Below are 24,639 nucleotides of genomic sequence, written 5' to 3'. Positions count from 1 at the left end.
CCATGAGCTGGCTGACCGTCGCCCTGGTGCTGGTCGCTGCTGCTGCGGGTCTCCTGCGGTGGCGGCGCCCCGCCTGGTACTGGCTGACCTTCGGGGTCACCCTTGCCGCGCTGCGGGTCCTGGTCCGCTACGGCTCGGTCATGGACGCATGCGGGCTCACTGTCCCGGCCCCACGTTGGCGCCTGACCCTGGCCCGGATGACCAACCGGCCCGTTCCCGGTCCTCGTGCCCCGCGCATCCTGCGGCTGCGGGTGACCCGGACCGGCCTGGTCCTGCGGCTCAAGCTCCGGCCCGGTCAGGACGCCTTCGACGTGGCGGCCTCGTGTGACCGGCTGCGGCACTCCTTCGCCCTGTACGGGGTCACCTCGCGTGAGGTGCGCTCGGGTGTGGTGGAGCTGCGGATGACCGGTTACGACGTGCTCAAGCGGGTGCAGATGCCCGCCCGGGTCGATGCTCGGCCGATGCGGGTCCCGGCCGCTCTGCGCGAGGACGGAGCCGTGCACTACCGCGACTACCGTACGGTCCCGCACGGGCTGACCCTCGGCGCCACGGAGTCCGGCAAGTCGGTCTATCAGCGCAACCTCGTTGCCGCGCTTGCGCCGCAACGGGTCGCCCTGGTCGGCATCGACTGCAAGCAAGGGGTGGAGCTGTTCCCGCTGGCCCGCCGGTTCTCCGCGCTCGCTGACAACCCCGACACCGCCGCCGAACTCCTCGACGCCCTCGTGTCCCACATGCAGGACGTGTATCAGCTCATCAGGGCTGAGCAGCGGATCACGGCGGACGTGCCGGATGCCGACATTGCCGCCGACATCTGGGACCTGCCCGAAGACCTGCGCCCGGTGCCGATCGTGGTCATGGTCGACGAGGTCGCCGAACTCGCCCTCTTCGCAACGAAGGAGGACGAGAAGCGCCGGGACCGGATCATCACCGCGCTGGCCCGGCTGGCGCAGCTCGGCCGCGCTGCCGGCATCTATCTGGAGATCTGCGGGCAGCGCTTCGGCTCGGAACTCGGCAAGGGCATCACGATGCTCCGTGCCCAGCTCACCGGCCGGACCGCACACCGCGTCAACGACGAATCGTCGGCGAACATGGCCTTCGGCGACATCGCCCCGGATGCCGTGCTGGCCGCGATCCAGATCCCCACGGACACGCCCGGCGTAGCCGTCACCGGTGACTCGTCCGGCGGCTGGGCTCGCATCCGTGCCCCGCACACGTCGCTGCGGCACGCGGTGAACGTCTGCAACCGGCACGCCGACCTGACTCCGGACCTGCCCGCCCTCGCGCCGTTCCGGCCCGCCCTCGGCACCCTCGCCCCGGTCCCGGCCCCGGCTATCGAGTCGGCCCCGGCCGCCGCCTGACCCGCACTGGAGGCCCCGTCATGGCTACCGCGAAGAAGCCCACCACCCGTCGCAAGACCCGGCCCGCCACGCCTGAACCGGCGCCGTGCCCCGACTGCGACGGCACCGGCGAGCACACCGAAACCGTCCGCGTCGGCGCCCGCAAGGGACGCGCCACCGACGACCGTCAGACCGTCCTCTGCCTCACCTGCTGGGGCACCGGCCACGCCACCGACTGACCAGGAAGGGGGACACCATGGCCCGCACTGCCCTTCGCGTCGATGCCGTCCTGGTCCAAGCCGTCATCGCCGGTGCCCTGTCCTTCGCCCACCTCCACGACCTTGCCGCGGCTGCCGGACAGGACGGCTGGAAAGCCTGGGCCTACCCCGTCTCCGTCGACCTGCTCTTGGTCGCCGCGTGGCGCCGACTGCGCTCGGAAGGTCCGTCCCGGCTGGCGTGGTGCTGGTTCCTGATCGCCCTGGTGGCCTCGCTCGGCGCGAACGTGGCCACCGCCGGGTTCCTCGACCTGGAACACCCGCCCGCCCTGCTCCGCCTCGGCGTCGCCGGATGGCCCGCCCTCGCCTTCCTCGGCGGCACCCTCCTCGCCCACTCACCCACCGCCCGCACCTCGACCCCGGAGACGCCCGCGGCTCCGGACCCGGCCCCCGCGCCCGAGGTGCAGCCCGAACCGGTCCCCGCCGTCGAGCCGGACCCGGCCCCGGTCGACAGGGCCGACGACGCCCCGGCGCTCCCGCCCGCCGACCCCGCCCCGGTATCGCCTCCCGCGGTTGCGGTTCCGGCCGCGCTGGTCGACCACGCCCGAAAGGTCGCCGCCGACCACGAACACCGCACCGGCGCCCGGATCGACACCGACACCCTTCGCGCACGCCTCGGCGTCCCGCCGCACATGGCCGACGCCATCGCCGCCCAACTCACCTGACCCGAGAGGAGATCACCCGTCATGCCTGCCCGCGACTTCTTCCACTCCGTGATGCGGATCGGACCGGTGCAGATCGGCACCCACCGCGACCGCCACGGCCAGACCAAGCACGCCGCCGTGTGCAGCTCCGACGGCTGCGGCTGGTCCGCCGACTACACCAGCCAGTCCGCCGCCCAGCTCGCCGCCCGCACCCACCGCTGCAAGGTCCGCTAGGAGGCCGTGATGGACGTCCCGCTCTGGTTCGCCCTGCTGGTCGTCGGAGTCCTCGGCGTCAAGCTCATCCGCCCGCCCTGGTGGCTCATCGGCGTGCTCTTGCTCGGCGGGTTCCTCCTCGCTGACAGCGTCCTCGCTCCGGTCATCGACACCGCCCTCAAGTAACCAAAGAAGGAGGAACGTTCATGTTCCGGCCCAAGCTCCCCACCATGCCCCAGCCCACCGGCATCGTCACCCCGCCCGCCGTCATCGAACCGACCACGATCACCCCCGGCACCCCGACGGCCCCGGCCGCTCCGGCTCCGGTCCCGGCCTCGACCCGGCCCACGATCCAGCTCACCCCCGGCACGGCGCTCGCCCTCGTCGGGGGCGGCACCGCCGTCGTCCTGGTCGTCGGCGCCGTCCTGGTCTCCATGCTCCTGGCAGTCGCCATCACCGGCGCCTCGGTCGCCGTCTGCGCCGTCGTCCTGCGCTCCCTGCTCGCCTCCGGCACCCGGCGCCGCTAACGGCCCCCGGGGCGGCATCCGTCGCCAAACATCCGCCGCCCCGGGCGCCTTCCCACCTTCCAGACCCAACGGACCCGAAAGGCACGCCCATGATGCCTCAGCACGCCCCGACCGCGCGCATCTGCCGCGACTGCGACGGCTTCCCGACCGTCGCGATCACCACCGGCACCCGCCACACCGACGGCACCCGCGCCACCCTCTGGATCACCTGCCCGACCTGCAAGGGCACCGGCACCACCACCCCCGCCGCCTCCTTCGTCCGCGCTGGGAGGTAACAGCGTGAGCGACACCGCCACCGCGGCGGGCCTGGACCCGATCACCCTCGGCGATCTGCTGCGGGTGGCCGGGTCCCCCGGCTTCGACCGCTGGCAAGACCAGATCAAGCGCACCGGCGGCTGCTCCGACCCGATCCACCTGACCGGCTGGACCCTCCACAAGGACAAGACCACCGGCGAGACCCTGCACCACTACTCGACCGCCGATGAGCCGGGCGGACGGCTCCGCGTGGCCTGCGGCAACCGCCGCGCCTCCCGCTGCCCCGCCTGTGCTTGGACCTACGCGGGCGACACGTACCACCTGATCCGTGCCGGGCTCGCCGGTGACGATCGCCGCGACATCCCCGCCACCGTCCGGGACCACCCGCGAGTCTTCGCCACCCTCACCGCCCCCTCGTTCGGCCCGGTCCACAACCGGCCCGACCGCGGCGCCTGCCGCTGCGGCACCCGCCACACCCCGGACTCGCCAGAGCTGGGCACCGCCCTCGACCCGAGCACGTACGACTACGCGGCCTCGGTGCTGTTCAACAACTACGCCGGGCAGCTGTGGCAGCGCTTCACCAACCGCCTGCGCCGGGAGATCGCCGCCCGTGCCGGCATCACCCAACGCGAGCTGAAAGAGTGCGCCCGGCTGTCATACGGCAAGGTCGCCGAGTTCCAAAAGCGCGGCGCCGTGCACTTCCACGCCGTGATCCGCATCGACGGACCCGACGGCCCGGACGCCCCGCCGCCTTCCTGGGCCACGGTCGATCTCCTCGCCGACGCGATCCGCGCCGCCGCCGCGCACTCCTACACCTCGGTCTCGGTCCCGGCCGCCGACGGCCAACCGCCCCGTACCTTCCGGTGGGGCACCCAGCTCGACGTACGGCCCGTGAAGGCGTTCGGAGACGGCTCCGACATCACCGAACAGGCCGTTGCCTCCTACGTCGCCAAGTACGCCACCAAAGCAGCCGAGAACACCGGCACCCTCGACCGCCGGGTGGGGGAGCTGTCCGAACTCGACCGCCACGGCGTCCCCGACCACGCCCGCCGCCTCATCGCCGCCTGCAAGCAGCTCGATCCGCTCTACCCCGACCGGCGCCTGTGGGCCTGGGCTCACATACTCGGCTTCCGCGGCCACTTCTCCAGCAAGAGCCGCCGCTACTCCACCACCCTCGGCGCCCTCCGCCAGGCGCGCGCCGACTACCGCGCCGCCCAAGAGGCCGCCGCCCTCGGCATCGACGACCGCGAGCCGGACACCGTGCTCGTCCTCACCGACTGGCAGTACGCCGGACATGGTCACAGCCCCGGGGAATCCGTCCTCGCCGCCACCATCGCCCGGGACCTCCAGCTCAACCGCGAAACCGCCCGAGAAGAACTCGCAGCCCTGCGCCAGGAAGGACAGCAAGCCCATGAATGAGCGATACCTCAACGTGGATCAGGTCGCCGAACTGCTCGGCACGACCGTGCGCTTCCCGCGCCGCCTGATCGAGGAGCGCCGCATCACTTACGTGAAGGTCGGTCGCCACGTACGCATCCCCGAGAGCGCCGTCCGTGAGTACATCGCTGCCAATACCGTGCAGCCTCGGCGACGTGGTGCCGCTGCTCTTCGGGGGGTGGCTGCCTGATGGCTGGCAAGCGTCGACAGTTCGGGCGGGTCCGCAAGCTCCCGTCCGGTCGCTATCAGGCCCGGTACGTCGGCCCTGACGGCATGCTCCGCCCGGCCCCGGAGACCTTCCGGACGAAGAAGGACGCGGATGCCTGGCTCGCCGACAAGCAGACCGAGATGCGGCGCGGCGACTGGCACGACCCCGATGCCGGGAAGGTGGCGTTCGGCCCGTACGCGGCTGCGTGGATCGAAGAGCGGGAACTGACCACGCGGACGCGACAGCTCTACGCCTCCCTGCTGCGGCACCACCTTGAACCCACGTTCGGCGTGGTCAACGTCGCGGACATCTCGCCCCCGCTCGTGCGTCGCTGGCGGGCTGACAAGCTTGCGTCCGGGACCGGCCCGACGACCGTCGCGAAGGCGTACGCCCTGCTCCGTGCGGTCCTGCATACGGCCGTTGCCGATCAGATGATCCGGCGCAACCCGTGCACGATCAAGGGCGCGAGCGTGGTGCACACCCCTGAGCGGCCGACTGCGACCGTGCAGGAGGTGTACGACCTCGCCGACGCCATCCAGCCGCGTTACCGGGCGCTCGTCCTCATGGCGGGCTTCCTCGGCCTTCGCTGGGGCGAACTGATCGGCCTGCACCGCCGGGATGTCGACCTGGACCACGGAGCCGTGCGCGTCCGACGCTCGGTCGCCGAACTCAACAACGGCCAGCGTGAGATCAAGGCGCCCAAGAGTGCGGCGGGCAAGCGCACGGTGTCCATCCCCACCGCGATCGTCCCGGACATCCGCGAGCACCTGAAGCGGTACGCCGAGCTGGGCGCCGACGGCCGAGTGTTCATCGGTGCAAAGGGCGCGACTCCTCGCCGGAACCACTTCAACCGGCTGTGGCGCACCGCGTGCAGCGATGCCGGCATCAAGGGCCTGCACTTCCATGATCTTCGGCACACCGGCAACACCCTCGCCGCCTCGACCGGGGCGAGCACGCGTGAGCTGATGGCGCGCATGGGCCACAGCACCGCCCGGGCCGCGCTGATCTATCAGCACGCCAGTGCTGAGCGTGACCGGCTGATCGCCGACGCCGTGTCCGGGCTCGTCGACAAGGGTCGGAAGAAGCCCCGGAAGGGCAAGAAGAAGAAAGATCGAAAGCCCAAGGGGCACGCCGGGGACACAACCGACTGATCGGAACCCCGGAAAACGATCAGGGCCAGGCGGAGGAATGATCCTCTGACCTGGCCCTGAGTCATTTGGAGCGGGCGACGGGAATCGAACCCGCGTAGCCAGTTTGGAAGACTGGGGCTCTACCATTGAGCTACGCCCGCACAGCGCGCGCCGCGAGTCGGCGACCGCGGCACTGCACGCATCGTAGCGGGTCGCGGCCCCTCGCCGCACACCCCTTCCGGTCCGCGCCGCGACCTCGCGGACGCCCGGGAAACTCTGCGGCCCCCGGCGCCCGGGGGCATGTACCCTACGTGTCGCACCAGACGGGGTGTGGCGCAGCTTGGTAGCGCGTCCGCTTTGGGAGCGGAAGGCCGTGGGTTCAAATCCCGCCACCCCGACCACCGTCCGCCGCCCGGACCGCCGACCCTCCCCGGCCTCCCCGGTGAGCGTGAGCGATCGCCTTTTGGGCCGTGTAGTCGCTGCCGTTACTATGCAAGCTGCACGCCCGTGTGTCTCAGCGTCTGAAGTCTCCGGGCGGCGAAATTTGCCGGACACTCTGGTTCCGGCAGAACCCAAGAAGTCAGCCACCAAGGAGACCGAACCGTGAAGAGCGCCGTGGAGACCCTGAACCCGACCCGGGTTCGGCTCACTGTCGAGGTGCCCTTCGAGGAGCTCAAGGACAGCCTCGACGCGGCGTACAAGAAGATCAACCAGCAGGTCACGGTGAAGGGCTTCCGCAAGGGCAAGATCCCGGCCCGGGTCATCGACCAGCGGTTCGGCCGCGGTGCGGTTCTGGAGGAGGCGGTCAACGACGCGCTTCCCAAGTTCTACACCGACGCGGTCAACGAGGCCGAGCTGAACCCGCTCGGCCAGCCCGAGGTCGACATCACGGAGCTGAAGGACGGCGAGACGCTGAACTTCACCGCCGAGGTCGACGTCCGCCCCTCCATCGAGATCCCGGACTACTCCGGCATCGAGGTCGAGGTCGACGCCGTCGAGGTCACCGACGAGGACGTCGAGAAGTCCGTGGAGCAGCTCCGCGAGCGCTTCGCCTCGACCTCCCCGGTCGAGCGCGCCGCCGCCGAGGGCGACGTGGTCACCATCGACCTCGAGGCCAAGGTCGACGGCGAGGTCCTCGAGGACGGCGTCGCCGACGGCGTCTCCTACACCATCGGCTCCGGCGAGCTGCTGGACGGGATCGACGACGCCGTGAAGGGCCTGGAGGCCGGTGGCGAGGCCACCTTCACCTCCGAGCTCAAGGGCGGCTCGGCGGCCGGCAAGGAGGCCGAGGTCACCGTCAAGGTCACCCAGGTGGCCGCGCGCGAGCTGCCCGAGCTGGACGACGACTTCGCGCAGCTCGCCTCGGAGTTCGACACCCTCGACGAGCTGAAGGCCGACAGCCGCAAGCGCCTGGCCAACATGAAGCAGTACGACCAGGCCACGCAGGCCCAGGAGCGCGTGCTGGACAAGCTGCTCGACCTGGTCGAGGTCCCGGTCCCCGAGAAGCTCCTCGAGGACGAGATCAACACCCGTAAGCACAACCTCGAGCACCACCAGCTCGGCCAGATGGGCCTGGACCTCGAGAAGTACCTCGAGCTGCAGGGCAAGACCGCCGAGGAGTTCGAGACCGAGACCCGCGAGGCCGCGGTCAAGGGCATCAAGACCCAGTTCGTCCTCGACGAGCTGGTCAAGCAGGAGAAGCTCAACGTCAGCCAGGAAGAGCTGACCGAGCACCTCATGCGCCGCGCTGCCTCCTCCGGCATGTCCCCCGACCAGTTCGCCCAGGCCGTCGTCGAGCAGGGCCAGGTCCCGCTCCTCGTCGGCGAGGTCGCCCGCGGCAAGGCCCTGGCCTCCGTGGTCGAGAAGGCCACGGTCAAGGACACCAACGGCGAGGTCGTCGACCTGGACGACGAGGAGGACGAGGAGACGGAGGCCGCCGAGGCCGCCGCCACCGAGCCCGCCGACGCCGAGAAGGCCGCCGACAAGGCCGAGGAGAAGACCGAGGGCTGATCCCCTCGCGCCGTCTCCGACGGATGTGAAACGGGCCCCGGACGTTCCGACGCCGGGGCCCTTTCGGCATACGGCCGGCCGGGCAGCCGATCCAGGGGCGCGGGAAACCGCGCGAGCAACCACGACGGGACCCGCACCCGGCGACGAGCGTGCACCCCGGCGGCGAGAGGCCGCACCCGCACCCTGCGTACCGCTACGCCCGAGGCGAACACCCGCAGAACCGGGATGGCACCGCAGGGTCACCGCGTTAGGGTCCATGAATACGAGGGCAGGGGAGTCCCCGAAAGCGGCTCCAGCCCCGCAGGGAAACGTGAGACGGCCCGGCGCCGTCGTAAGACGAGCAGGTGGATACGTGACGAATCTGATGCCCTCAGCCGCCGGCGAGCCCTCCATCGGTGGCGGCCTCGGCGACCAGGTCTACAACCGACTGCTCGGCGAGCGGATCATCTTCCTCGGCCAGCCGGTCGACGACGACATCGCCAACAAGATCACCGCACAGCTGCTGCTCCTCGCGTCCGACCCGGACAAGGACATCTTCCTGTACATCAACAGCCCGGGCGGTTCGATCACGGCCGGCATGGCGATCTACGACACCATGCAGTACATCAAGAACGACGTGGTGACGATCGCGATGGGTCTCGCGGCCTCCATGGGACAGTTCCTGCTCAGCGCGGGCACCCCCGGCAAGCGCTTCGCGCTGCCGAACGCCGAGATCCTGATCCACCAGCCCTCCGCCGGCCTCGCCGGTTCGGCCTCGGACATCAAGATCCACGCCGAGCGGCTGCTGCACACCAAGAAGCGCATGGCCGAGCTGACCGCTCAGCACACCGGCCAGACGGTCGAGCAGATCACCCGCGACTCGGACCGCGACCGCTGGTTCGACGCCTTCGAGGCCAAGGAGTACGGCCTCATCGACGACGTCATCGCCACGGCCGCCGGCATGCCGGGCGGCGGCGGCACGGGCGCCTGAGCCATCCCCCGCCCCGAGCCGACCGCCTCAGCCCCTTTACAGGAGACACTGTGAACGACTTCCCCGGCAGCGGCCTGTACGACCGCTCGCGCGCCGAGTACACCGGCCCGACCGCCGAGTCCCGCTACGTGATCCCGCGCTTCGTCGAGCGCACCTCGCAGGGCGTGCGCGAGTACGACCCGTACGCGAAGCTCTTCGAGGAGCGCGTGATCTTCCTCGGCGTCCAGATCGACGACGCCTCCGCCAACGACGTCATGGCACAGTTGCTGTGCCTGGAGTCGATGGACCCCGACCGGGACATCTCGATCTACATCAACAGCCCCGGCGGCTCCTTCACCGCGCTCACGGCCATCTACGACACGATGCAGTACGTGAAGCCGGACATCCAGACGGTCTGCATGGGCCAGGCCGCCTCGGCCGCCGCCGTCCTGCTGGCCGCCGGTACGCCGGGCAAGCGCATGGCGCTGCCGAACGCCCGGGTCCTGATCCACCAGCCCTACAGCGAGACCGGCCGCGGCCAGGTCTCCGACCTGGAGATCGCCGCCAACGAGATCCTGCGGATGCGCTCGCAGCTCGAGGAGATGCTGGCCAAGCACTCCACCACGCCGGTCGAGAAGATCCGCGAGGACATCGAGCGCGACAAGATCCTCACGGCCGAGGACTCGCTGGCCTACGGCCTGATCGACCAGATCATCACCACCCGGAAGATGGACAACTCCTCTCTCCGCTAGGCGGGAGGCTGTATCGTCTGCCGCTCCTTGGCACGGTTTGACGCGATTCACGTCAAGGCGAACCGTGCCAAGGGGGGCCCGGACGAGGGGCCCGGCAAGGTACCGTCGGACATAAGGCAGCACCAGGAGTCCGCCCGCCGTTGACGTGACGTCGACGTCCGGGAGTCTCCCAGGCGAAGGGGAAGCACACCGTGGCACGCATCGGTGACGGCGGCGATCTGCTCAAGTGCTCGTTCTGCGGGAAGAGCCAGAAGCAGGTCAAGAAGCTCATCGCAGGGCCCGGTGTGTACATCTGCGACGAGTGCATCGACCTCTGCAACGAGATCATCGAGGAAGAGCTCGCGGAGAGCAGCGAGGTGCGCTGGGAGGAGCTCCCGAAGCCCCGCGAGATCTACGAGTTCCTCGAAAGCTACGTGGTCGGCCAGGAAGCGGCCAAGAAGGCCCTCTCCGTCGCGGTGTACAACCACTACAAGCGCGTCCAGGCCGGCGAGAACGGCGGCGCCCAGGGCCGCGAGGACGCCATCGAGCTGGCGAAGTCCAACATCCTCCTGCTGGGCCCGACCGGCTCCGGCAAGACCCTCCTCGCCCAGACCCTCGCCCGCATGCTGAACGTCCCGTTCGCGATCGCCGACGCCACGGCGCTCACGGAGGCGGGGTACGTCGGTGAGGACGTCGAGAACATCCTGCTGAAGCTGATCCAGGCGGCCGACTACGACGTCAAGAAGGCCGAGACCGGGATCATCTACATCGACGAGATCGACAAGGTCGCGCGCAAGAGTGAAAACCCCTCCATCACGCGCGACGTGTCCGGCGAGGGCGTCCAGCAGGCCCTGCTGAAGATCCTGGAGGGCACCACGGCCTCGGTCCCGCCCCAGGGCGGACGCAAGCACCCGCACCAGGAGTTCATCCAGATCGACACGACGAACGTCCTGTTCATCGTGGGCGGTGCCTTCGCGGGCCTGGAGAAGATCATCGAGGGCCGGGCCGGCGCCAAGGGCATCGGCTTCGGCGCGCAGATCCGCTCCAAGCGGGAGATCGAGTCCAAGGACCAGTTCGAGCAGGTCATGCCGGAGGACCTGGTCAAGTTCGGCATGATCCCCGAGTTCATCGGCCGGCTGCCCGTCATCACCTCGGTGCACAACCTGGACCGCGAGGCGCTCCTCCAGATCCTCGTCGAGCCGCGCAACGCGCTGGTCAAGCAGTACGAGCGCCTCTTCGAACTCGACGGCGTGGAGCTGGACTTCGAGCGCGGCGCCCTGGAGGCCATCGCCGACCAGGCGATCCTCCGCCAGACCGGCGCCCGCGGCCTGCGCGCCATCATGGAGGAAGTACTCCAGGGCGTGATGTACGAGGTCCCGTCCCGCAAGGACGTGGCCCGCGTCGTCATCACGGCCGACGTGGTCCTCTCCAACGTCAACCCGACGCTCATCCCGCGGGATTCGCGGGGACGCGGCTCGGGCGAGCAGAAGACGGCGTAGGCGGCAGCCCGACAGCCGTGCGGAAGGGGCCCGGTCGAGTGACCGGGCCCCTTCCGCGTTGCTGCCGTACCGCGCGCGTCAGGACTTGACGCGGACCTCGTCCCGCAGCCGCTTCGTGATGTCGATCGCGGTCTCCTTGCCGACCCCGGTACCGGAGTTGTCGCCCGGGGAGACCATGGCGACCGTGCTGTAGTCGGCCCAGGCGCAGAACCAGTCGGTCGACTCCTTCTTGGTGAGCCCGTTGGTGGCCTTGGTCGCCTGGCACTTGGCGACCGTGCCGTCGATCTCGACCTCCTCGGGCTCGCCGACCAGCTCGGCGTTCTGCATGCCACCGGTGTTGCCGGTGGAGCTCTCCTTGACCTGCTTCTGGATGTTGGCGAAGAACTTGTCCAGGACCGCCTGGGGGTCGTCGATCGTGCCGTAACCGCCGAGCATCGTGAAGCCCTTGGCGGTCAGCAGCTCCGACTGGTCGGGCGCGGTCGACGGATCCTCGGGGTCGAAACCGCTCAGGTCGGCGGTCGACCACTGACCGACGACCGCGGTGCCGTTCTTGACGCCGCTCTTCGTCATGTCCTTGGCGGTGTCCGAGTCGTTGCTCTCCTGGCCCTGGAACTTCGTGTACTCGCCGAGTGCCTTCGCGGGCGTCGTCAGCTTGTGCGCGCCGTCGTCCTTCAGGCCGCCGCCCGCGCCGCCGCCCCCGCCGAACACGAAGTACGCGCCCACGCCGAGCGCCGCCACGACGGCCACCCCGGCGATGATCAGGCCCGTCTTCTTCTTGCCGCCGCCCGGAGCCGGGGGCTGCGGCATGCCGTACGGCTGCTGGCCGTAGGGCGGCTGCTGGCCGTACGGGGGCTGCTGGCCGTAGGGCTGCTGCTGGCCGTACGGGGGAGCCTGCGGCGGGACGCCGCCCTGCTGGGGCTGCTGCGGGTAGCCGTAGCCGGGCTGCGGGGGAGGTGTCTGCTGGGGATAGCCGTAGCCGGGCTGGGGGGCCTGCGGCGGCTGCTGGCCGTACGGTCCCGGCTGGCCGTACGGCCCGGGCTGCTGGGGCTGCCCGCCGTACGGGCCCGGCTGGTTGTGACTCATTACTGGGTTCCCCTCCAGATGCTTACGTGGTTCTGACATCCTGACCCAGAGCCGGCGTGCGCAGGTCATCGGGGGCCGCACCGTTACAAACGAAACGGGTTTCGGGACAGCGCCGTGACGCCCGTAAACTGACCCCCGTGACCGAGAACTCTCAGCAGCCGCAGCCCGCACCCACCACCGATCTGCCGACCCAGTACGCGCCGGCCGAGGTAGAGGGGCAGCTGTACGAGCGCTGGGTAGAACGGGGTTACTTCGAGGCCGACGCGAAGAGCGACAAGCCGCCGTACACCGTCGTCATCCCGCCGCCGAACGTCACGGGCAGCCTGCACCTCGGGCACGCCTTCGAGCACACGCTCATCGACGCCCTGACCCGCCGCAAGCGCATGCAGGGCCACGAGACGCTGTGGCAGCCCGGCATGGACCACGCCGGCATCGCCACGCAGAACGTCGTCGAGCGCGAACTGGGCAAGGAGGGCAAGTCCCGGCACGACCTGGGCCGGGAGGCGTTCGTCGACCGGGTCTGGCAGTGGAAGGCCGAGTCCGGCGGCCAGATCAGCGGCCAGATGCGCCGCCTCGGCGACGGCGTCGCGTGGTCGCGCGAGCGGTTCACCATGGACGAGGGCCTGTCCCAGGCCGTCCAGACCATCTTCAAGCGGCTCTACGACGACGAGCTGATCTACCGCGCCGAGCGCATCATCAACTGGTGCCCGCGCTGCCTGACGGCCATCTCCGACATCGAGGTCGAGTACCAGGACGACGACGGCGAACTGGTCTCCATGAAGTACGGGGAGGGCGACGAGACCATCGTCGTCGCCACCACCCGCGCGGAGACGATGCTCGGCGACACCGCCGTCGCCGTCCACCCCGAGGACGAGCGCTACAAGCACCTGGTCGGCAAGCAGATCAAGCTGCCGCTGACCGACCGCTCCATCCCCGTCGTCGCCGACGAGCACGTCGACCCCGAGTTCGGCACCGGCGCCGTCAAGGTGACGCCCGCCCACGACCCGAACGACTTCGAGATCGGCCAGCGGCACGACCTGCCCGCCATCGCCGTGATGGACGAGCACGCCGTCATCACCGCCCACGGCCCCTTCCAGGGCCTGGACCGCCTGGAGGCCCGCTCCGCCATCGTCGCCGCGCTGCGCGCCGAGGGCCGGATCGTCGCCGAGAAGCGGCCCTACGTCCACTCCGTCGGCCACTGCTCGCGCTGCAAGACCACCATCGAGCCGCGCCTGTCCATGCAGTGGTGGGTCAAGGTCGGCCCGCTCGCCAAGGCCGCCGGCGACGCCGTCCGGGACGGCAAGGTCAAGATCCACCCGCAGGAGATGGAGAAGCGGTACTTCGACTGGGTCGACAACCTCCACGACTGGTGCATCTCGCGCCAGCTCTGGTGGGGCCACCGCATCCCCGTCTGGTACGGCCCCGCGGGCGAGGTCGTCTGCGTCGGCCCCGACGAGGAGCCGCCGAGCGGCGAGGGCTGGCACCAGGACCCCGACGTCCTGGACACCTGGTTCTCCTCCGGCCTGTGGCCCTTCTCCACGCTGGGCTGGCCCGAGCAGACCGAGTCGCTCGCGAAGTTCTACCCGAACTCCGTCCTGGTCACCGGCTACGACATCCTCTTCTTCTGGGTCGCCCGGATGATGATGTTCGGCCTCTACGCGATGGACGGCACCCCGCCGTTCCACACCATCGTCCTGCACGGCATGGTCCGTGACCAGAACGGCAAGAAGATGTCCAAGTCCTTCGGGAACGTGGTCAACCCGCTGGACTGGATGGACGAGTACGGCTCCGACGCCCTCCGCTTCACCCTCGCGCGCGGCGCCAACCCCGGCGTCGACGTCCCGATCGGCGAGGACTGGGTCCAGGGCTCCCGCAACTTCGCCAACAAGATCTGGAACGCCACCCGCTTCGCCCTGATGAACGGCGCGACGGTCGAGGGCCCGCTGCCGGACGCCTCGCGGATGTCGTCCACGGACCGCTGGATCCTCTCCCGTCTGAACTCGGTGGTCGCCGAGGTCGACGCGTACTACGAGGACTACCAGTTCGCGAAGCTCTCCGACGCCCTGTTCCACTTCGCCTGGGACGAGGTCTTCGACTGGTACGTCGAGCTGTCCAAGACCACCTTCCAGGCGGGCGGCGAGGCCGCCGAGGTCTCCCGGCGCGTCCTGGGCGAGGTCCTGGACGTCACGCTGCGTCTCCTCCACCCGGTCGTCCCCTTCGTCACCGAGACGCTGTGGACGACGCTCACGGGCGGCGAGTCGGTCGTCATCGCCCAGTGGCCCACCGACTCCGGCTTCCGGGACGCGGACGCCGAGCGGGAGATCGGGACCGTCCAGTCCGTCATCACCGAGGTCCGGCGCTTCCGTGCCGACCAGGGCCTCCAGCCCGGCCAGCGGGTCCCGGCCAGGCTGACCCTCGCGGGCAGCCCCCTCGCGGCCCACGAGGCGGCCGTCCGGCAGCTCCTGCGGCTCCAGCCCGAGGGCGACGCCTTCACGGCGACGGCGACGCTGCCGGTCGAGGGCGTCGAGGTGGCCCTCGACCTCTCCGGCGTCATCGACTTCGCCGCCGAGCGCAAGCGGCTGGCGAAGGACCTCGCGGCGGCGGAGAAGGAGAAGGCCCAGGCGAACGCCAAGCTCGGCAACGAGGCGTTCCTGGCGAAGGCGCCGGACCACGTCGTGGACAAGATCCGGGGCCGCCTGACCAAGGCGGACGAGGACATCGCCCGCATCACCGCCCAACTGGAGAAGCTGCCGCAGGCGTAGTCGCCGATACCTCGGGAAGGCACCCGGGGCCCTTTCGGGCGCCGGGTGCCTTTCCGCCCCCAGGGGCGCGGGGAACTGCGCGACCAGCCCCAGCCACGCCGCACTCGCCCGGAGACCCGAGCCACCCCCTCGGCCGGCGCCCCGCAGGGAACCGCCCGGCCCGGCGCCGACGGGGTGCCGCCGCGCCCCCCGTGCCGCCCAGCGGCACGACTGACCGCGGCGGCGGGTACGTAGACTGGTCCCCGTGAGCGACAACCCCGGCCAGAACGACCCCTCCGACCCCCTCGGCTCCTTCGACGAGATCATCGACGCGGAGACCACCCGCGACCCCGACCTCGCCGTCATCGAGGCCGGCAGCCGCACCCTGCGCACCCAGGGCGGTCCCCCGCAGGCCGACGTCCCCGGGCGCCCCGAGGACCCCGAGGTGGACGCGGCCCTGCGAGCCGTCGAGACGGAGCTGGCGACCCGCTGGGGCGAGACCAAGCTGGAGCCGTCGGTCACCCGGATCGCCGCGCTGATGGACGTGCTGGGCGAGCCGCAGCGCTCGTACCCCTCCATCCACATCACCGGCACCAACGGCAAGACCTCCACCGCCCGCATGATCGAGGCCCTGCTCGGCGCCTTCGAGCTGCGCACCGGCCGCTACACCTCGCCGCACGTGCAGTCGATCACCGAGCGGATCAGCCTCGACGGCGCGCCGGTCTCCGCCGAGCGGTTCATCGAGACGTACCAGGACATCAAGCCGTACGTCGAGATGGTCGACGCGCAGCAGGAGTACCGGCTGTCGTTCTTCGAGGTGCTCACCGGCATGGCGTACGCCGCCTTCGCCGACGCTCCCGTGGACGTGGCCGTGGTCGAGGTCGGGATGGGCGGCTCCTGGGACGCCACCAACGTCATCGACGGGGACGTCGCGGTCGTCACCCCCATCGACCTGGACCACACCGACCGGCTCGGCGGGACGCCCGGCGAGATCGCCGTCGAGAAGTCCGGGATCATCAAGCAGGACGCCACCGTGATCCTGGCCCAGCAGCCGGTGGACGCGGCTCAGGTGATGCTGAAGAAGGCCGTGGACGTCAACGCCACCGTGGCCCGCGAAGGGCTGGAGTTCGGCGTCGTCGCCCGCGAGGTCGCCGTCGGCGGGCAACTGGTGACGCTGCGCGGGCTCGGCGGCGAGTACACCGAGGTCTACCTGCCGCTGCACGGCGCCCACCAGGCCCACAACGCGGCGGTCGCGCTGGCCGCCGTCGAGGCGTTCTTCGGCGTCGGCGCCCAGCGCCCCGAGCCGCTGGACGTGGACACCGTGCGCCGGGCCTTCGCCGCCGTCGCCTCGCCGGGGCGGATGGAGGTCGTGCGGCGTTCGCCGACCGTCGTCCTCGACGCCGCGCACAACCCGGCCGGCGCCCGGGTCACCGCCGAGGCGGTGGGGGAGGCCTTCCAGTTCAGCCGGCTCATCGGTGTGGTCGGCGCCAGCGGCGACAAGAACGTGCGCGGCCTGCTGGAGGCCTTCGAGCCGGTCTTCGCCGAGGTCGTCGTCACCCAGAACTCCAGCCACCGCGCGATGGACGCCGACGAACTGGCCGCGGTCGCCGTCGAGGTCTTCGGCGAGGACCGCGTGCAGGTCGAGCCGCGGCTGCCGGACGCCCTGGAGGCGGCGATCACGCTGGCCGAGGAGGAGGGCGAGTTCGCGGGCGGCGGTGTGCTCGTCACCGGTTCCGTCATCACCGTCGGCGAGGCCCGACTGCTCCTGAGGAGGGGCTGAGAAACCGTGCGTACGCTCTGTGCTTCCACGCTGATCGGCGAGTTCTTCGTGATCGGCTTCGCCGGCCTGGTCGCCATGAAGGACCCCGACCTGTCCATGGGGACGGTGTGGACGGTCAGCGGTGTCGCGATGTTCCTGTGCGTCGCGCTGTGCGGGGTCATCACCCGCCCCGGCGGCGTCGCCCTCGGCTGGGCGCTGCAGGTCGCGCTCATCGCCTCCGGCCTGGTCGTGCCGACCATGTACTTCCTGGGCGCGGTCTTCGCCGCCCTGTGGTGGGCGTCCGTGCACTACGGGCGCAAGATCGACGAGGCGAAGGCACGGTTCGCCGCGCAGGCGGAGGCCTCGGCTGCCTCCGCGGCCGACCCCGCCTGACAGCGCCGGACGAGACCGGGCCCGTAGGCCTGACGCTGCGTGACGGGCGTCGCGACACGCCCGGTAACCTCAGTCTTCACCCGCACGACCGCACACATCCAAGGGAGCCCCTCGTGACCCAGCGCAGCCTCGTCCTCCTCAAGCCCGACGCCGTCCGTCGCGGCCTGACCGGCGAGATCATCAGCCGTATCGAGCGCAAGGCCGGCTGGCAGATCACCGCGCTGGAACTGCGCACCCTGGACGCCGAGACGCTGGAGCAGCACTACGGCGAGCACAAGGGCAAGCCCTTCTACGAGCCCCTGGTCGAGTTCATGGCGTCCGGCCCGGTCGTCGCGATGGTCGTCGAGGGCGAGCGGGTCATCGAGGGGGTGCGCGCGCTGGCCGGTCCGACCGACCCGATCGCCGCCGCGCCCGGCTCCATCCGGGGCGACTTCGGCGTGATCGTCCGCGAGAACCTGATCCACGCCTCCGACTCCGAGGAGTCCGCCGAGCGCGAGCTGAAGATCTTCTTCCCGGGCCGGGTCTGATCCGTCTTCGGGACACGCCGAAGGGGCCTTTTTTCTGACACCACGTCAGCCGAATGGACCGGAGAGAGCCGGGGCGGTCGCGCGAAAGCGACCGCCCTGTGGCATATGCGCGCCTGTTCGGGGGAACGGATCCCACCGTTGGCCCGTCTCCACGAGCGAGGCGGCGCGCCATCTGCTGACAATGGCGAAGACCCTCGCGCAGTGTTCGCGAAAGCGCGTCTACGATGGAAGCCTCCACGCGTCACTGCACCCACTTCGCCGACCTGAAAAGCCCTCAAAAGCTCCTGGGAAGGCCAGTCGAATCCTGATGGGGAACTCAATGTCGTTCATCGGCCGTGACATGGCTGTCGACCTCGGGACCGCCAACACGCTGGTGTACGTCAGGGGTCGCGGGATCGTACTCAACGAGCCGTCCGTCGTCGCGATCAACACCAACACCGGTGGCATCCTCGCGGTCGGCGCCGAAGCGAAGAAGATGATCGGGCGCACGCCCGGCAACATCGTTGCCGTGCGCCCGCTGAAGGACGGCGTCATCGCCGACTTCGAGATCACCGAGCGGATGCTCCGCTACTTCATCCTGAAGATCCACAAGCGGCGTTATCTGGCTCGCCCGCGGGTCGTCGTCTGTGTGCCCTCGGGCATCACCGGCGTCGAGCGCCGCGCCGTCATCGAGGCGTCGTCCCAGGCCGGCGCCCGACAGGTGCACATCATCGAGGAGCCCATGGCCGCGGCCATCGGCTCCGGCCTGCCGGTCCACGAGGCCACGGGCAACATGGTGGTGGACATCGGCGGCGGCACCACGGAGGTCGCGGTCATCTCGCTCGGCGGCATCGTCACCGCCCAGTCCATCCGCGTCGCGGGCGACGAGCTGGACAACGCGATCATCCAGCACGTGAAGAAGGAGTACAGCCTTCTTCTGGGTGAGCGCACGGCCGAACAGATCAAGATCACGATCGGTTCGGCGTACGACCTCGACTCCGACGAGCACACCGAAATCCGCGGCCGGGACCTCGTCTCCGGGCTGCCCAAGACCGTCGTCATCTCCGCCGCGGAAGTGCGCAAGGCGATCGAGGAACCGGTCAACGCCATCGTCGACGCCGTCAAGACGACCCTCGACAAGTGTCCGCCGGAGCTGTCCGGCGACATCATGGACCGCGGCATCGTCCTGACCGGCGGCGGCGCGCTGCTGCGCGGGCTCGACGAACGGCTGCGCCGGGAGACCGGAATGCCGATCCACATCGCCGAGGACCCGCTCGACAGCGTCGCGCTCGGCAGCGGCAAGTGCGTCGAGGAGTTCGAGGCACTCCAGCAGGTGCTGGACGCCTCGCCCCGCAGATGACGTCACACTTCGGTTCCGCCGTACGAGACGATCTCCTCTCGTGCGGCGGATCGTTGATATAGAGGGTTCCGGTACCCGACGCGTGAAGTGCCCGACGCGCCGCACACGCCCGAAGCACCGGATCACCTGAATTCCTGAACACCGCCACGTACATTCCGAGATTCCCGGATTTCGACGAGGAAGGCACGGCCGCCGCACGTGAGGGACACGAAAGAGAGCCGGCTGCTCCTGGTACTGCTGATCGCCGTCGCGTTCGCACTGATCACGGTGGACATCCGCGGTGGGGAGGACTCGCCGGTCGACGGTGCCCGGCAGGCCGCGGCCACCGTCTTCGGCCCGATCGAGAACGGCGTGTCGTCCGCGGTCGACCCGGTCGGCAACGCCGTCTCCGCGATCCGCGACTCCGGCGACCGGCACGACCGGCTCGCGCAGTTGGCGACGGAGAACGCGGCGCTGAAGGCCAAGCTCGGCAGCGACGAACGCGGCCGCAGCCGGCTGCGGCAGTTCGACAAGATGCTCGGACTCGCCGGAGCCGGACAGTACGGCATCAAGGGCGCCCAGGTCATCGCCATAGGAGCGGCCCAGGGCTTCTCCTGGACCGTCACCCTCGACGTCGGCGCGAACGACGGCATCGCGCGCGACATGACCGTCCTCAACGGCGACGGCCTCGTCGGACGCGTGACGACCGTCGGCCCGAACACCTCCACCGTGCTGCTCGCCAACGACCCGGACTTCACCGTCGGCACCCGGATGGAGTCCGGCGACGAGCTCGGCTTCGCCTCCGGCCAGGGCAGCCGGCCGCTGCGCGTCGAACTCCTCAACGGCAAGGCCGACGTCAAGAAGGGCGACCGCCTGGTCACCTTCGGCTCCCAGTCCGACAAGCCGTTCGTGCCGGGCGTGCCCGTCGGCACCATCACCCGCGTCGACCCCAACGGCGGCGACCTGACCCGCATCCTCGACGTCACTCCGTTCGTCAGCTTCACCAAGCTCGACATCGTCGGTGTCGTCGTCCAGGCACCGTCGAAGGACCCGCGCGACACGGTGCTGCCGGAGAAGAAGCAGCCGAAGCCCACGCCGACCGTGACGGTGACCGTGACCCCGGGCGCCGACCCCGAGGGCCGGGCCCAGGACGGCGGAACCGGCCAGAACGACACCGCGGGGCAGAACGACACCGCGGGGCAGACCGACCCGAACAACCAGAACGACCAGACCAACCAGACAGACCAGACCGACCAGCAGAACGAGCAGACCCAGCCGTAGGAGCCCTCACCCCATGCGCGTCAACCGGATCCTGCTGTCCGTCGCCCTGGTCGTCGTCGCCCTGGTGGTCCAGGTGAGCGTCCTCGCCCGCCTCCACCTGCCCGGCGCCGTCCCCGACCTGGTGCTGCTCACCGTCCTCGGCCTCGCCCTGGTCTACGGCCACGTCGGCGGCGCCCTCGTCGGCTTCGGCGCCGGACTCCTCGCCGACCTCGCCCCGCCCGCCGACCACGCCGCCGGGCGCTACGCCCTCGTGCTCTGCGTCGTCGGCTACCTCGCCGGCCTCGCCAAGCCGGACAACGGGCGGCTCCGCTCGGCCACCGGCCCCATGGTCGTCGTGGTCGCCGCCGCCGTCGGCACCACCCTGCTCTACGCGGGCGTCGGCGCCCTCGTCGGCGACACCGCCGCCCGTCACGTCGGCCTGCCCAGCCTGCTGTTCACGGCCGCCCTGTACGACCTGCTGCTCGCGCCCTTCGTCGTCCCCGGCATCATGGCGCTCGCCCGCCGCGCCGACAACGACCCGCTGGCCGACACCAGCTCCGCGGCCCAGAGCCCCGACATCTCCTCCGGCTGGCTCTCCGGGGGCACCGGCCTGCGCATCGGCAGACAGCGCAACGCGCTCCGGATGAAGACGGCCCGCGCCCGCGTCGCCAGGGCCGGGCGCATCAAGGGGGTCAAGCGGCTGTGAGGGCACGCCAGTACACCAGCGCACACGTCATCAGGGGGAGTCAGCAGTGACCCGCTCCCACTCGTCGCCCACCACCACCCTCGACCGGATGGGCCGCGCCCATGACTAACATCCCGGAGACCGGCCGCAGTACGCGCGTCCAGACCCGGCTCGTCGTCATCCAGATCCTCGTCCTCTCCCTCCTCGCCACCCTCGGCGGCCGCCTCTGGTACCTCCAGATCCGCCAGGGCGACGAGTACGCCGCCGAGGCATCCGGCAACCACGTCCAGCAGGTCGTCCAGCCCGCCACCCGCGGCTCGATCCTGGACGCCCGCGGCGTCCCCCTCGCCGACAACGAGACCCGGCTCGTCGTCTCCGCCTCCCGCACCGAGCTGCTGAAGATGAAGGACGACGGCAAGGCCGTCCTCACCAAGCTCGCCGGCGTCCTCGGCATGAAGCCCCAGGACGTCATCGACAAGGTCCGGCTCTGCGACGCCAAGACCCCCCAGCCCTGCTGGAACGGCTCGCCCTACCAGCCGATCCCCGTCACCGACGAGGCCACCGCAAAGCAGGCCCTGCAGATCCGCGAGCGCGCCGAGGACTTCCCCGGCATCACCGCCGAACCCATGGCCGTACGCCGCTACGCCGCGCCCGGCGGCTCCAACACCGCCCAGGTCCTCGGCTACCTCTCGCCGGTCACCGACGAGGAGCTGAAGAAGGCCGAGGACACCGACTCGCCCTACCTGCGCTCCGACCAGGTCGGCCGCTCCGGCCTGGAGCGCCAGTACGACAAGGCGCTGCGCGGCAAGGCCGGCGTCACCCGCTACGAGGTCGACAACCTCGGCCGCGTCATCGGCAAGGCCGAGTCCGACCCCGGCACCCCCGGCGCCAACCTCGTCACCAGCATCGACGCCCGCGTCCAGCGCGTCGCCGAGTACGAGCTGAACGAGGCGATGAAGGCCGCCCGCAAGGAGATGGACCGCAACACCAACCGGACCTACGAGGCCGACTCGGGCGCGGTCGTGGTGATGGAGGCCAAGACCGGCCGGGTCGTCGCCATGGCCTCCAACCCCGACTACGACCCCAACGCCTGGGTCGGCGGCATCTCCGCCAAGGACTACAAGAAGCTCACCGGCAAGGACTCCAACTACCCGCTCCTCAACCGGGCCATCCAGGGCCAGGCGGCCCCCGGCTCCATCTTCAAGGTGGTCTCCTCGGCCGCCGCGGTCGAGGCCGGCTACGACTTCGACGGCAACTACGACTGCTCCAGCGCCTACGACGTCGGCGGCCAGGTCTTCAAGAACTTCGAGTCGGCCAACGAAGGCATGATCACCATCGGCCGTGCCCTGGAACTCTCCTGCGACACCGTCTTCTACCGCCTGTCCCACCAGGAGTGGAAGAAGGACGGCGGGATGAACCCCAAGAAGCCCCACGACTACTTCTACAAGGCCGCCCACCAGTTCGGCCTCGGCGCCAAGACCGGCGTCGACCTCCCCAACGAGGTCACCGGCCGCGTCCCGGACCGCCAGTGGAAGCAGGAGTACTGGGAGGCCAACAAGGACGCCTGGTGCAAGTCCGGCAAGAAGGACGGCTCCTACGTCGAGAAGATCGCGTACGAGAACTGCCTCGAAGGCAACAAGATGCGCGCCGGTGACTCCATCAACTACTCCATCGGCCAGGGCGACACCCTCGTCACCCCCATCCAGATGGCCACCATCTACGCGGCCATCTCCAACGGCGGCACCCTCTACGACCCGACCATCGGCAAGGCCGTCGTCAGCCCCGACGGCAAGCAGGTCCAGGAGATCAAGCCCACGTCGCACGGCAGGCTGCCCATAAGCAAGGCCACCCGGGCCAAGATGGACGAGGCCCTCGCCGGCGTCGCCAGCCGGGGCACCGCCGCCTGGCGGTTCGCCCAGGTCGGCTGGCCGCAGGAGAAGATCCCGATGCACGCCAAGACCGGTACCGCGGAGGTCTACGGCAAGCAGACCACGTCCTGGTTCGCGACGTACACCAAGGACTACTCGATCGTCATGACGATCTCCCAGGGCGGCACCGGCTCCGGCGCCTCCGGCCCCGCCGTCCGCAACATCTACGACGCGCTGTACGGCGTCTCCGACGACGGCGACATCGACCCCAAGAAGGCCCTGCTGCCCAAACCGCAGGCGAGCCTGCCGAAGATCAAGACGGACGGGACCATCCTCTCCCCGAAGATGCCCAAGGACGTCGTCAAGGAACTCCAGCCCGACGAGAAGGCCTCCCCCGACGAGGAGTACGCCCCCGTCGAGGAGGGCAACCAGCCGGCGACCAGCCCCAACCCGACCGGGGAGAACCGCGACACCCGCCGCCACCGACGGCGCGGCGGTGCCCGGCGCGGCGCGCGGCGCGGCGGCGTCGGAAGAAGCCGGAGGGCACGCGCATGACCGGCAACAGCTTCCAGGTCTCCGGGTACGGCCCCGCGAAGGCCGGCTGGACCCGCCTGCTGGCCCGGGACTCCCTGGCCAGGAGGCTCGACTGGCCGATACTGCTGGCCGCGGTCGCCCTGTCCCTGCTGGGCTCGCTGCTCGTCTACTCCGCCACCCGCAACCGCACCGAACTCAACCAGGGCGACCAGTACTACTTCCTCACCCGCCACCTGCTGAACACCGGCATCGGGATCGCCCTGATGGTCGCCACCGTCTGGCTCGGCCACCGCGCACTGCGCACCGCCGTGCCGGTCCTCTACGGCGCGTCCGTCTTCCTGATCCTGCTGGTGCTCACCCCGCTCGGCTCGACCATCAACGGCGCCCACTCCTGGATCAAGCTCCCCGGCGGCTTCTCCCTGCAGCCCTCGGAGTTCGTGAAGATCACGATCATCCTGGGCATGGCGATGCTGCTGGCCGCCCGCGTCGACGCGGGGGACCGGCCCCACCCCGACCACCGCACCGTGCTCCAGGCGCTGGGCCTGGCCACCGTGCCGATGCTCATCGTGATGCTCATGCCCGACCTCGGGTCGGTCATGGTCATGGTCATCATCGTGCTCGGCATCCTGCTCGCCTCCGGCGCCAGCAACCGATGGATCTTCGGGCTGCTCGGCGCCGGTACCGCGGGGGCGCTCGCCGTGTGGCAGCTCGGCATCCTGGACGACTACCAGATCGCCCGCTTCGCCGCGTTCGCCAACCCGGCCCTCGACCCCGCCGGCGTCGGCTACAACACCAACCAGGCCCGCATCGCCATCGGCTCCGGCGGACTCACCGGCTCCGGCCTCTTCCACGGCTCGCAGACCACCGGCCGGTTCGTCCCCGAGCAGCAGACCGACTTCGTCTTCACCGTCGCCGGCGAGGAACTGGGCTTCCTCGGCGCGGGCCTCATCATCGCCCTGCTCGGCGTGATCCTGTGGCGCGCCTGCCGCATCGCCCGCGGCACCCCCGACCTGTACGGCACGGTCGTCGCCGCCGGGATCGTCGCCTGGTTCGCCTTCCAGAGCTTCGAGAACGTCGGCATGACGCTGGGCATCATGCCGGTCACCGGTCTCCCGCTGCCCTTCGTCTCCTACGGCGGCTCCTCCATGTTCGCCGTGTGGATGGCGGTCGGCCTGCTCCAGTCGATCGCCGCGCAGAGACCGATGTCGGCGTAGCACGGCAGCGGGGGTGAGCGGTGGTGAGCGGTAAGGGGGACG

At 70.2% G+C, this 24,639-nt stretch carries 24 protein-coding genes and 2 tRNA genes; 24 read left to right on the top strand and 2 right to left on the bottom strand.

The window, feature by feature from the left end:
* The first annotated feature begins 2 nt into the window (after nucleotides 1–2).
* The 10 genes from IG88_RS0111395 to IG88_RS0111350 all read left to right on the top strand — a co-directional run bounded on the left by IG88_RS0111395 (nucleotide 3) and on the right by IG88_RS0111350 (nucleotide 6,047).
* Nucleotides 3–1,358 (top strand): FtsK/SpoIIIE domain-containing protein, encoded by a 1,356-nt coding sequence (locus tag IG88_RS0111395; protein ID WP_031038426.1) that lies wholly within the window; start codon nucleotides 3–5, stop codon nucleotides 1,356–1,358.
* A 20-nt stretch (nucleotides 1,359–1,378) separates the two neighbouring features.
* Nucleotides 1,379–1,576, top strand: a complete 198-nt coding sequence (locus IG88_RS0111390) for a hypothetical protein (RefSeq protein ID WP_007387640.1) — start codon at nucleotides 1,379–1,381, stop codon at nucleotides 1,574–1,576.
* A 17-nt stretch (nucleotides 1,577–1,593) separates the two neighbouring features.
* The gene (locus IG88_RS0111385; RefSeq protein ID WP_031038425.1) at nucleotides 1,594–2,277 is read left to right on the top strand and encodes a DUF2637 domain-containing protein; all 684 of its coding nucleotides are present in this window, start codon (nucleotides 1,594–1,596) and stop codon (nucleotides 2,275–2,277) included.
* A gap of 21 nt (nucleotides 2,278–2,298) precedes the next feature.
* The gene (locus IG88_RS0111380) at nucleotides 2,299–2,490 is read left to right on the top strand and encodes a mobile element transfer protein (protein WP_007387681.1); all 192 of its coding nucleotides are present in this window, start codon (nucleotides 2,299–2,301) and stop codon (nucleotides 2,488–2,490) included.
* Nucleotides 2,491–2,499: 9 nt separating this feature from the next.
* Complete coding sequence (locus tag IG88_RS42510; protein ID WP_037835743.1) at nucleotides 2,500–2,655, top strand: hypothetical protein; 156 nt, start codon at nucleotides 2,500–2,502, stop codon at nucleotides 2,653–2,655.
* Nucleotides 2,656–2,675: 20 nt separating this feature from the next.
* Complete coding sequence (locus IG88_RS0111370; protein WP_031038422.1) at nucleotides 2,676–2,996, top strand: hypothetical protein; 321 nt, start codon at nucleotides 2,676–2,678, stop codon at nucleotides 2,994–2,996.
* 92 nt (nucleotides 2,997–3,088) lie between these two features.
* Nucleotides 3,089–3,271 carry a hypothetical protein gene (locus IG88_RS0111365; protein ID WP_031038421.1) on the top strand — a complete coding sequence of 61 codons (183 nt, stop codon included), beginning with the start codon at nucleotides 3,089–3,091 and terminating at the stop codon, nucleotides 3,269–3,271.
* 4 nt (nucleotides 3,272–3,275) lie between these two features.
* Nucleotides 3,276–4,670, top strand: a complete 1,395-nt coding sequence (gene repSA, locus IG88_RS0111360; protein ID WP_031038420.1) for a replication initiator protein RepSA — start codon at nucleotides 3,276–3,278, stop codon at nucleotides 4,668–4,670.
* Nucleotides 4,663–4,878 (top strand): excisionase family DNA-binding protein, encoded by a 216-nt coding sequence (locus IG88_RS0111355; RefSeq protein WP_031038418.1) that lies wholly within the window; start codon nucleotides 4,663–4,665, stop codon nucleotides 4,876–4,878. Before repSA ends, IG88_RS0111355 begins: the two co-directional genes overlap by 8 nt.
* Nucleotides 4,878–6,047, top strand: a complete 1,170-nt coding sequence (locus tag IG88_RS0111350; protein WP_051851872.1) for a tyrosine-type recombinase/integrase — start codon at nucleotides 4,878–4,880, stop codon at nucleotides 6,045–6,047. Before IG88_RS0111355 ends, IG88_RS0111350 begins: the two co-directional genes overlap by 1 nt.
* 66 nt (nucleotides 6,048–6,113) lie before the next feature.
* On the opposite strand, the gene IG88_RS0111345 is transcribed toward IG88_RS0111350, so the two are convergent.
* Nucleotides 6,114–6,187 (bottom strand) — tRNA-Gly (locus tag IG88_RS0111345).
* A gap of 163 nt (nucleotides 6,188–6,350) precedes the next feature.
* On the opposite strand from IG88_RS0111345, the gene IG88_RS0111340 reads away from it, so the two are divergent.
* From IG88_RS0111340 to clpX, 5 genes are all read left to right on the top strand, one after another.
* Nucleotides 6,351–6,427 (top strand) — tRNA-Pro (locus tag IG88_RS0111340).
* Nucleotides 6,428–6,629: 202 nt separating this feature from the next.
* Complete coding sequence (tig, locus tag IG88_RS0111335) at nucleotides 6,630–8,036, top strand: trigger factor (RefSeq protein WP_031038415.1); 1,407 nt, start codon at nucleotides 6,630–6,632, stop codon at nucleotides 8,034–8,036.
* 364 nt (nucleotides 8,037–8,400) lie between these two features.
* On the top strand, nucleotides 8,401–9,006 hold the full coding sequence (locus tag IG88_RS0111330) for an ATP-dependent Clp protease proteolytic subunit (protein ID WP_029393242.1): 606 nt from the start codon (nucleotides 8,401–8,403) through the stop codon (nucleotides 9,004–9,006).
* Between the two features lie 50 nt (nucleotides 9,007–9,056).
* On the top strand, nucleotides 9,057–9,737 hold the full coding sequence (locus IG88_RS0111325) for an ATP-dependent Clp protease proteolytic subunit (protein WP_031038412.1): 681 nt from the start codon (nucleotides 9,057–9,059) through the stop codon (nucleotides 9,735–9,737).
* Nucleotides 9,738–9,928: 191 nt separating this feature from the next.
* Nucleotides 9,929–11,215, top strand: a complete 1,287-nt coding sequence (gene clpX / locus IG88_RS0111320; RefSeq protein ID WP_031038410.1) for an ATP-dependent Clp protease ATP-binding subunit ClpX — start codon at nucleotides 9,929–9,931, stop codon at nucleotides 11,213–11,215.
* Nucleotides 11,216–11,293: 78 nt separating this feature from the next.
* Here the strand turns inward: clpX and IG88_RS0111315 are convergent, their stop codons facing one another.
* Entirely contained in the window at nucleotides 11,294–12,298 is a 1,005-nt protein-coding gene (locus IG88_RS0111315; protein ID WP_031038408.1) for a membrane protein, read from the bottom strand.
* A gap of 137 nt (nucleotides 12,299–12,435) precedes the next feature.
* Here IG88_RS0111315 and IG88_RS0111310 point away from each other — a divergent pair, with 137 nt between their 5' ends.
* The 9 genes from IG88_RS0111310 to rodA all read left to right on the top strand — a co-directional run bounded on the left by IG88_RS0111310 (nucleotide 12,436) and on the right by rodA (nucleotide 24,597).
* On the top strand, nucleotides 12,436–15,060 hold the full coding sequence (locus tag IG88_RS0111310) for a valine--tRNA ligase (protein ID WP_031038406.1): 2,625 nt from the start codon (nucleotides 12,436–12,438) through the stop codon (nucleotides 15,058–15,060).
* Between the two features lie 244 nt (nucleotides 15,061–15,304).
* Complete coding sequence (gene folC, locus IG88_RS0111305; protein WP_031038405.1) at nucleotides 15,305–16,819, top strand: bifunctional tetrahydrofolate synthase/dihydrofolate synthase; 1,515 nt, start codon at nucleotides 15,305–15,307, stop codon at nucleotides 16,817–16,819.
* Between the two features lie 6 nt (nucleotides 16,820–16,825).
* A complete protein-coding gene (locus IG88_RS0111300; protein ID WP_031038401.1) occupies nucleotides 16,826–17,191 on the top strand; it encodes a DUF4233 domain-containing protein in 366 nt (121 codons plus the stop codon).
* Between the two features lie 113 nt (nucleotides 17,192–17,304).
* A complete protein-coding gene (gene ndk, locus IG88_RS0111295) occupies nucleotides 17,305–17,718 on the top strand; it encodes a nucleoside-diphosphate kinase (protein WP_007449819.1) in 414 nt (137 codons plus the stop codon).
* 319 nt (nucleotides 17,719–18,037) lie between these two features.
* Nucleotides 18,038–19,057 (top strand): rod shape-determining protein, encoded by a 1,020-nt coding sequence (locus tag IG88_RS0111290; RefSeq protein ID WP_007449816.1) that lies wholly within the window; start codon nucleotides 18,038–18,040, stop codon nucleotides 19,055–19,057.
* Nucleotides 19,058–19,255: 198 nt separating this feature from the next.
* The gene (gene mreC / locus IG88_RS0111285; protein ID WP_031038393.1) at nucleotides 19,256–20,317 is read left to right on the top strand and encodes a rod shape-determining protein MreC; all 1,062 of its coding nucleotides are present in this window, start codon (nucleotides 19,256–19,258) and stop codon (nucleotides 20,315–20,317) included.
* A gap of 13 nt (nucleotides 20,318–20,330) precedes the next feature.
* Nucleotides 20,331–21,002 (top strand): rod shape-determining protein MreD, encoded by a 672-nt coding sequence (gene mreD, locus IG88_RS0111280; protein WP_031038390.1) that lies wholly within the window; start codon nucleotides 20,331–20,333, stop codon nucleotides 21,000–21,002.
* 101 nt (nucleotides 21,003–21,103) lie between these two features.
* The gene (gene mrdA, locus IG88_RS0111275; protein ID WP_031038386.1) at nucleotides 21,104–23,404 is read left to right on the top strand and encodes a penicillin-binding protein 2; all 2,301 of its coding nucleotides are present in this window, start codon (nucleotides 21,104–21,106) and stop codon (nucleotides 23,402–23,404) included.
* On the top strand, nucleotides 23,401–24,597 hold the full coding sequence (rodA, locus tag IG88_RS0111270; protein ID WP_031038383.1) for a rod shape-determining protein RodA: 1,197 nt from the start codon (nucleotides 23,401–23,403) through the stop codon (nucleotides 24,595–24,597). Before mrdA ends, rodA begins: the two co-directional genes overlap by 4 nt.
* Nucleotides 24,598–24,639 lie beyond the last annotated feature (42 nt).

This window comes from Streptomyces sp. NRRL F-5650 (assembly GCF_000721365.1).
Taxonomy (GTDB): Bacteria; Actinomycetota; Actinomycetes; order Streptomycetales; family Streptomycetaceae; genus Streptomyces; species Streptomyces ardesiacus.
The sequence above is the reverse complement of the archived record's forward strand: the minus strand, read 5'-3'. Positions and strand labels throughout refer to the sequence as shown.